The sequence below is a fragment of the Nostoc sp. KVJ20 genome, from assembly GCF_001712795.1.
Lineage (GTDB): Bacteria > Cyanobacteriota > Cyanobacteriia > Cyanobacteriales > Nostocaceae > Nostoc.
Window position 1 is genome coordinate 20,097 of record NZ_KV757757.1, and the last position, 7,872, is coordinate 27,968.

Sequence of the window (7,872 nt, forward strand, 5' to 3'; positions counted from 1 at the left end):
CATTAGCCGTCATTCATTAGCGAGGGTGTAGAACTCTACAGTACAAAAGCGGGCGATGGGACTCGAACCCACGACGTTCACCATGGGAAGGTGACATTCTACCACTGAATTACACCCGCGAATTGCTGTCATCAAACTTGCAGCCAAAATGAATCCTACCACTATTTACAGATGTTTTCAATTGCCTAGAAAATGCACTGTTTTAATAACTGTTGATGCATAAATCCTGTGGTTGTTCAAATTGGGAAATCTTTTTAGCTAGTTAATGACAACACTTACTACCATATTTAACTAAAGAACAATGTTCTCTCCTCGCTCGGTAAAGCGAACCTCTTTAATATTCCATTGGGCATTACTCGTTAGGGTTTTCCGGAGACTGCCAAACAGAGCAAACTGTTCACAACTAGAAAGAGAAGCTATTTGCCGCTTTGAATCAGGAGATATTCGCAAATCAACTGTAGCAATGCCATTTTTGATGTTGACACGATATCCAGACAAGCTAAAGTCGCTTGTATCTCGTTTTTCTAAGATTTTACTCACTACATTTGTCACTGGTTCCTCGGCTGGTACCGAAACTTTTTCTGAAATAAATTCTTGACATTGAGTATCACTGGTGTACAGTGTGACGTTGGTAGTTTTACTAGTGACAGCTTTAGGTGTTGGTGAAGAAGGCGTATTTTCCTTAGAAGATTCTTGATCAGGAGATTTTTCTCTCAACTGAGCTACGCTAGGAATTTGGCTGGGAGTAGGAGCTGAAGCGTTATTTGTTGGTGTTGTAGTGGGGGATGGTGTTTCGCTGTCAATATTACGAGCGGTGGGATTAGAACTACAACTGCTGAGGCTGACAAGCATTGTCACAAAAATAAGGGGTAAAAAATATCTCTTAGTTGTGGTCATAAATTTTGCTTATAGAATGATGTTGCTGCTATCAATTTCAGTGTCGCTGGTATTAATTCCGCATAAATTTGTGAATCTTGAGCCAGTCTATAAAGTGTCAACCCAAAATCTGTTAAAGTCGAGGGTTATACTATACACCGAAATTACAACATCTGTTATTCAAGAAGCAATGTTTTGACAATAAGCCACTCTGCGTCTACGCCCATCCCAAAAAGCTTGACCAAAAGAAACAAGGGTGAGGCAAACGAAGATATACCGACCCTTGATTTAATCAATGTGGTCTATTTATCTGAAAACAGCTGTAGGTTTGAGCAGATTACGCACACTCTGCTGCACATCTTCTTGTTTAACTAAAGACTCGCCAAGTATAACGGCATGTGTACCAGCTTGAGCGACAAGAGATAAATCAGTAGGTGTATATAAACCAGACTCACTGACGACGAGAATGCCCAGACTTTGTAGTTGCGATCGCCTAGCCGCCAGTAGTTGCCCAGTTGTGCCAATATTGACGCTAAAATTGTCTAGACTTTGGTTGTTGATTCCAATTAAGCGCACATCATCAAGTTTTAGCACCCGATCTAGTTCTGCTAAATTATGGACTTCTACCAAAGCATTCATTCCCAAATAGTGAATCACTCGTAAAAAGTTTTGCAATTCCTTATCTGAGAGAATTGCAGCAATCAGTAACACTGCATCTGCGCCTGCTGCTCTTGCTAAATAAATTTGGCAAGGGTCTAAAATGAATTCTTTGCACAGTAGGGGCAATGCTACCCGGTAGCGGATGGTGCGTAAACTCTCAAAGCTGCCATGAAAGAACTTCTGATCTGTGTAGACAGAGATACAAGTTGCACCACCACGCTCATAAGCTTTAGCGATCGCTACTGGGTCAAAGTCTGCTTTAATAATTCCGTCAATTAAAGATGCTTTCTTTACCTCTGCAATGATGCAAGGTCGGTAATGACTCTGTTGCAAAGCAGAGAGAAAATCTCGCACGGTTGGTGCAGCAGTTAACTGACGTTGCAAAGAAGCCAAAGACATCTCTTGCTGGATTTGTGCGACTTCATGCTTTTTCTGCCATACAATCTCTTTAAGAGTGGGTTGCAAATGAGTATTAGGAGTAGTAACTGGATAAGTCATATACTAAGGATGGGATGACCAAAGAAGTATGGATTATAAAATTTCAAGCTACCCTACAGACATTCCTTTCAGTAGGTCTATTTAGAAACGCCTTTAACCAATAGGAAGCTGTGAGTAACGGGATGTTTAAAGCTTTCAACCTTCATCCTTTCCTAATGGAATTTTGTAATCAATTGCTTTTAAATAGCCTCAATTGTTGACATTAATTTATACTAATTGTGCTATCTCAATTATTTGTATTTTCAAAGATTAAGCCAGGTTGATTTTAGGTTTAACCCTTCTACAGGCTCACTATCAATTTGGTTTTGTTTTGAATTTTCAACTAAACAGTTATTTTTGAGTAGTCGAATATAGGTGCGGTAGGGTATGTAATCTATGGGATTGTAACCAGCAAACCGTAGAATTAAAACACATGCCCAGGAATATTTGCCAGCAATAATCGCTTTCAGGATTTGCTCAATTTGTTCATTATTGATTTTTCTACCCATTTGTGTTGGATAACCAGTGATGTTTTGAGTCATAACATGTGCTCTTTTATGTAAATTAAAACTGGTTTGTATCTGACAGGGTTTCCCTAGTTTGCTAAATTGGATCTATTAAAAACAAGATTGTGCTTAGTAAACTTAGATAAAGTTAAGAACTCTTGTAAATTCATATTAAAAGTAGGGGCGGGTCTAACCAGCATTAAAAATATCTTGTTAAACCCGCTCTGATAAATGAACCGTATTGCAGAAGCAGCTTCTTCGTTAAGCTTACTCAATCTTTGGCAAAGGAGTATATGAACGATTTTTTGATAGATATGTCTATTTTTTCGCTTTTGAAATCTTATCTATTTTCATTAGTGTAAAACCAACTTGAGCTTTGGAAAGGGAACATTAGTAATGAAACGTGCTTGATTAAATATTTCCTGTGGTGTGCTTGAATTAGACCTTTCACAAGGTAAAAGTATCCATAATTCTACATAAGCTGTATTAATTAATACATAAATGCTTGGTATTTTCTATTTCTTTTGGAATATTTAGAAGCCATGTGCATATAAATAATAAAAAAAATGTATTCCTTGTGACAGATGACAAACTGTATTATGATGTTGTTAGATGCCTAAGAGAGCAAATTTCAGCACAGTTACATTGATGAACAATAATTTACTTATTGAATCTATAACTCTTAGGAAAATGCATCTAAATTAGAATTGACAAAATAATTTTATTGTGTGATAAAAATTTTTACTTATGGATTTTATCTTGATGTCCTAATAGTTGCAAATGATTAGCTAGAATCAAAATTAGTATGGATTTTTGCCTTATTTATTACGTTTTGGCACAGATATGCTTAACTACTTACCAATAATTTCTTTATATTATCAATATAAAAAAATTAACCTTTTATTGCTAAAATTATATTTAAAATCATAAATAATTTCTGACTCTTTTTAATTCAAATTATTTAGACCTAGCCAAGAGTGCCATCAGAATTTTAGAAAGTTGTGATTAGCAACTTATTAACGGCTATAGTGCCGACTTATTTAACCGAGTGATTAGAGATATCGATTCTGGTGACTATTAAGTTAGTTCCATTTAACTCTCAACTGGTGCTAAAACCAGAAGTTGAGTTGAGAATTTGCCATAGTTTTTTTACAGAACACTCGGCACAAAAGTTGATCATCATTCCCTGCCACAAAAATCCTAGTGATGGAAAAATGATACACGAATCGTCGAAAAAAATTCTCGTAATTGAAGATGATGCTATTACCCGCAATCTCTTCTTAGAGGTTCTTGAAGCTCAAGGTTTTGACACCATAGGTGCTGAAGATGGACTAGCCGGTATCGAACAAGCACAAAAGCATTTACCCGACTTGGTTATTTGCGATATTCAAATGCCAGATATGGACGGTTACAGTGTTTTGACTACGCTTCGTCAAGATCCTGACACCGCAATTATTCCTTTCATTTTTTTGACTGGTAGTAATACACAAACAGATGTTCGCAAAGGTATGGAGTTGGGTGCAGATGATTATCTTATTAAACCCTCTACTATAGAGGATTTGCTCAGAGCGATCGCTGTTAGATTAGAAAAGCAAGCTTTCTTGAGGTACTGGTACGCTAATAACTCTCATCAATTTGCCCAACCACTACCTTCATCGTTCAACTCTGAGTCCATTTTTCCATCTGTTCCCCAACTACAAGCAGTTTTCGACTTTATTGAAGCTAACTATCGCCAAGGAATTACTTTATCTGATGTGGCTCTAGCAGTTGGTTATTCGCCTGCTTACTTGACTAATCGAGTAGCAAAACAAACAGGGGAAACTGTAAACGGTTGGATTGTCAAGCGTCGAATGGCAGCAGCACGTCCTTTACTCAGAAATACTAATCAGACAATCGACCAGATTGCTATTGCACTAGGTTATCAAAATACCTGTCATTTCTCTCGGCAATTTCGTCAACACCACGGGCTTTCTCCGAAAACTTGGAGAAAACAGCAACAAGTTCTTCAGCCTTCTAAAAGCACGACATTACAATTCATCAAAAATCGTGGTGCGTTAGAAAAACTTGTGCCTTTAGGTTGCTGATTAAAAGCAAATTACTAGTTTTCACTACTTTTTTGCTTAGTCAATTGCTGCACTAATAATTGCACTCCCAAAGCCAACAATCCAATTGCTACTATACCAAATATCCCGCTTCCTAAAGCAACTACACCAACAACCAAAGTCCGAACAGCAGAAGAAATCTTCAGCACCAATGGATTAATTGAGTGGATCGGTTTATTAGCAAAATTGGTAGCGATCGCAATCATCAGAGAATACGCTGCAAATGCCATTCCTCCCGAAACCACAGCCCCAGTAAAACAGCGTAACGGACTCGTTGGAATCTCTTTTTTAGTATCTGTTTGTGGTGTTAAATTATTGTCATTCATGAAATTTTAGATTGTAGACTTCGGATTTGAGCATTAGGAATAATTCTTGTCCTCAGCTAATTGTCATTAAAATTGCATCTTTGCGTCTTTCTAGCGATTTAAACTATGCAAATTAAAAGCTTATCAGCTTATCTCTTATGCTCCATTAATGATAAACATTTATTTAAACTGAAGATGCTACCTGAATACCGTGTGTAATTGTCCGAGTCACAAACAATTCTAAGTCTTCATCAAGAATTGCTTTCATCACATGCAGCTTAACTTGTTCTGCCTGCTGTTGAGACTCAAAAAGAGCAAATACTGTTGGCCCAGAACCAGACATCATTGTTCCTAAAACACCTTCTTGACTTGCAAACACTTCTCGCAATTGCAAAACTTGGGGATAAGCTGGCAGTACCACGCGCTCTAAATCATTGTGCAATTTTTGGGCAATTTCTCCCGCATCTTTATCCAGGATAGCTTTTACTATTGCTCCTGAATGAACTGCGTTAGCACGGGCTACCAAGTTGTCGCTATCTTTAATATAAGAATGACCAAACTGCTGTCGATAGGTTTTATATGCCCAAGCCGTGGAAACTTCCAGGCTGCGGTATTTTGCCAACACCATATAGATACTATCCAAACTTGGAAGAGGGGAAAGTTGCTCACCTCTACCTGTTGCGATCGCAGTTCCACCCGCCACACAAAACGGTACATCTGAACCAAGCGTGCTTCCTAACTCCTCTAATTCTGACTGAGTTAATCCCAATTTCCACAGTAAATCTATCCCCACCAACACAGCTGCTGCATTCGTCGAACCCCCAGCCAACCCAGCCGCGACAGGAATCTGCTTATTGATGGTAATCTCCACGCCTCCATATTTAGCAAAGGCTTCGGGAAATTGCCTCGCCATTAATTCTGCTGCACGGTATGCCAGATTACTTTTATCTGTCGGTACTTGTGGGTGGTTGCAGTGAACACGGATATTGTCAGTGCTAATAGAACGAACATCAATTTGGTCTGCAAGTCCGATACTCTGAAGTATCATGGCTAACTCGTGATAGCCATCGGTGCGATTACCAATGATTTCTAGATACAAGTTGATTTTAGCAGGGGCAATTAGACTGTAGGAATGCATTTTCTGAGAGTGGAGAATGGGGAACTCGGAACCCTGTCTGGGGATTAGGGGGAATGGGGGATGGGGAATGGGAAAGAAATCTGCCTTGTTCCCTACTCCTTACTCTCCACTCCCAATTCATTTGCTAGAATTACCCATTGCTGAACGCTGAGGTCTTCGGCTCTGGCTTGGGGATTTATTTTTAATTGTTCCAGTAAGTGGCTCAAGCGATCGCGTTCTATCACAGATTGCAAATTATTTCGTAACATTTTGCGCTTGGCACCAAACCCCAACTTTAAGAAATTCTCTAATTGTCGGGGATTAAGCGCTGGTATTTCTATTTTTCGGGGGCGTAATCGCACCACTGCTGAATCGACTTTTGGCGGTGGATGGAATGCGGCGGCTGGAACTGTGCAGATTAACTCACACTCAGCCAAATACTGTACCCGCACGCTCAAGGCCCCAAAGGCTTTTGATCCTGGTTTAGCATATAACCTTTCTGCTACTTCTTTTTGTACCAGCAACACTATTGAGTCAAATGGTTCGGGGTTGGGGTTAGCGATCGTACCCAGTAGTTTCTCAATGATTGGGCCTGTAATATTGTAGGGAATATTGGCTACTACCTTATTTGGCTTTTGGAAATTGGGAAAGGCTGCCAGATAAGATGGTAAATCTAGAGTGAGAAAATCGCCTTGTAGTAGTAAAAAATTTTCAGTCTTACCAAGCTGCTTGGACAACAGTTGGCATAAGTCACGGTCTATTTCAACTGCAACCAGAGATTCCACTAAGCGTAATAAACGACGAGTGAGAATCCCGGTTCCAGGCCCAATTTCCAGGACATGATCGCCTTTGATGGAGCGATCGCTTTCTGTACACTCTGCTGCTTGAATAATTGCGTCAAGCGCCTTTTCACTTTTGAGCCAATGTTGAGCAAAGACCTTACGCGGTCGGATCATCTGTATTTTTTGCCTAGTCTAGTTTTTAGCTTTTTCTCAAAAACTCATTATAAATTTTGAAGCCCCTCTACAGCGCTAGACTCACTGTAACTCCTATCTTCTCTTCCAAACGCTCCGCGATCATAGTAATGGCGATCGCGTAAATGCCGATATAAGCGTTACCTGTAGGATGGGAGTCTTAAATCGCAAGCTCCGCAACAATTATGCTCTTATATATAGTTAGTTCAGGCGTAGGGATTCAGGATAAATCCCTCCAGGAAGATTTCCTCCTGCCTTTTTCCATAATCACTCCACCTGCATCAGATTCCATTTGGAGACAAGCAGCCAGGTTTAGCCACTTCGTTCTCGCCTCCTCCTGCCGCTTAAGCCATTCTCTTGAAAGTAATGCCAGTCAAGCGATTTGACCATTTAGAAAAAAAAATAAATTTACCCCTTGACAAACTAGGGGATGAATAGTTACTCTAGTTAAGTCGGAAGGCGAAAGACGCCAACGACCGCTGAACCTGAAAAACATAATACTTTGAAAGCTTAAGAAAAAACCAATCCTCGTCAAAAGATTTTATTTTTGGGATTTCCCAAAAAGACAATCGAAGTTATAGATAGGATTCCGGGAAATATTTTTTTTCGGAGCCACAAACTCGAAACACAACAAAACGGAGAGTTTGATCCTGGCTCAGGATGAACGCTGGCGGTATGCTTAACACATGCAAGTCGAACGAAATCTTCGGATTTAGTGGCGGACGGGTGAGTAACGCGTGAGAATCTGGCTTCAGGTCTGGGACAACCACTGGAAACGGTGGCTAATACCGGATGTGCCGAGAGGTGAAAGATTAATTGCCTGAAGATGAGCTCGCGTCTGATTAGCTAGTAGGT

At 39.7% G+C, this 7,872-nt stretch carries 7 protein-coding genes, 1 tRNA gene and 1 rRNA gene; 2 read left to right on the top strand and 7 right to left on the bottom strand.

Annotated features, from left to right (window positions below):
• Positions 1–47: 47 nt before the first annotated feature.
• The 4 genes from A4S05_RS35265 to A4S05_RS35280 form a co-directional block, all read right to left on the bottom strand.
• Positions 48–119 (bottom strand) — tRNA-Gly (locus A4S05_RS35265).
• Positions 120–291: 172 nt separating this feature from the next.
• Positions 292–897 (bottom strand): GerMN domain-containing protein, encoded by a 606-nt coding sequence (locus tag A4S05_RS35270; protein ID WP_069074412.1) that lies wholly within the window; start codon positions 895–897, stop codon positions 292–294.
• A 285-nt stretch (positions 898–1,182) separates the two neighbouring features.
• Complete coding sequence (gene trpC, locus A4S05_RS35275; protein ID WP_069074413.1) at positions 1,183–2,034, bottom strand: indole-3-glycerol phosphate synthase TrpC; 852 nt, start codon at positions 2,032–2,034, stop codon at positions 1,183–1,185.
• Positions 2,035–2,276: 242 nt separating this feature from the next.
• Positions 2,277–2,555 (bottom strand): HetP family heterocyst commitment protein, encoded by a 279-nt coding sequence (locus A4S05_RS35280; protein ID WP_069074414.1) that lies wholly within the window; start codon positions 2,553–2,555, stop codon positions 2,277–2,279.
• Between the two features lie 1,178 nt (positions 2,556–3,733).
• On the opposite strand from A4S05_RS35280, the gene A4S05_RS35285 reads away from it, so the two are divergent.
• Entirely contained in the window at positions 3,734–4,603 is an 870-nt protein-coding gene (locus A4S05_RS35285) for a response regulator (protein ID WP_069074419.1), read from the top strand.
• A 14-nt stretch (positions 4,604–4,617) separates the two neighbouring features.
• Here A4S05_RS35285 and A4S05_RS35290 read toward each other — a convergent pair whose 3' ends face one another.
• The 3 genes from A4S05_RS35290 to rsmA all read right to left on the bottom strand — a co-directional run bounded on the left by A4S05_RS35290 (position 4,618) and on the right by rsmA (position 6,999).
• Positions 4,618–4,947, bottom strand: a complete 330-nt coding sequence (locus A4S05_RS35290; protein WP_069074415.1) for a DUF3082 domain-containing protein — start codon at positions 4,945–4,947, stop codon at positions 4,618–4,620.
• Positions 4,948–5,110: 163 nt separating this feature from the next.
• Positions 5,111–6,064 carry a 4-(cytidine 5'-diphospho)-2-C-methyl-D-erythritol kinase gene (gene ispE / locus A4S05_RS35295; RefSeq protein WP_069074416.1) on the bottom strand — a complete coding sequence of 318 codons (954 nt, stop codon included), beginning with the start codon at positions 6,062–6,064 and terminating at the stop codon, positions 5,111–5,113.
• Positions 6,065–6,156: 92 nt separating this feature from the next.
• Positions 6,157–6,999, bottom strand: coding sequence for a 16S rRNA (adenine(1518)-N(6)/adenine(1519)-N(6))-dimethyltransferase RsmA (gene rsmA / locus A4S05_RS35300; RefSeq protein ID WP_069074417.1), 843 nt, complete (start codon positions 6,997–6,999; stop codon positions 6,157–6,159).
• Between the two features lie 650 nt (positions 7,000–7,649).
• Here rsmA and A4S05_RS35305 point away from each other — a divergent pair.
• A 16S ribosomal RNA gene (locus A4S05_RS35305) occupies positions 7,650–7,872 on the top strand; the annotation flags it as partial.

What these genes read in the sequence shown, in the direction of transcription:
- A4S05_RS35270 (WP_069074412.1), bottom strand. Translation starts at nt 897, where the DNA reads ATGACCACAACTAAGAGATATTTTTTACCCCTTATTTTTGTGACAATG.
- trpC (WP_069074413.1), bottom strand. Translation starts at nt 2,034, where the DNA reads ATGACTTATCCAGTTACTACTCCTAATACTCATTTGCAACCCACTCTT.
- A4S05_RS35280 (WP_069074414.1), bottom strand. Translation starts at nt 2,555, where the DNA reads ATGACTCAAAACATCACTGGTTATCCAACACAAATGGGTAGAAAAATC.
- A4S05_RS35285 (WP_069074419.1), top strand. Translation starts at nt 3,734, where the DNA reads ATGATACACGAATCGTCGAAAAAAATTCTCGTAATTGAAGATGATGCT.
- A4S05_RS35290 (WP_069074415.1), bottom strand. Translation starts at nt 4,947, where the DNA reads ATGAATGACAATAATTTAACACCACAAACAGATACTAAAAAAGAGATT.
- ispE (WP_069074416.1), bottom strand. Translation starts at nt 6,064, where the DNA reads ATGCATTCCTACAGTCTAATTGCCCCTGCTAAAATCAACTTGTATCTA.
- rsmA (WP_069074417.1), bottom strand. Translation starts at nt 6,999, where the DNA reads ATGATCCGACCGCGTAAGGTCTTTGCTCAACATTGGCTCAAAAGTGAA.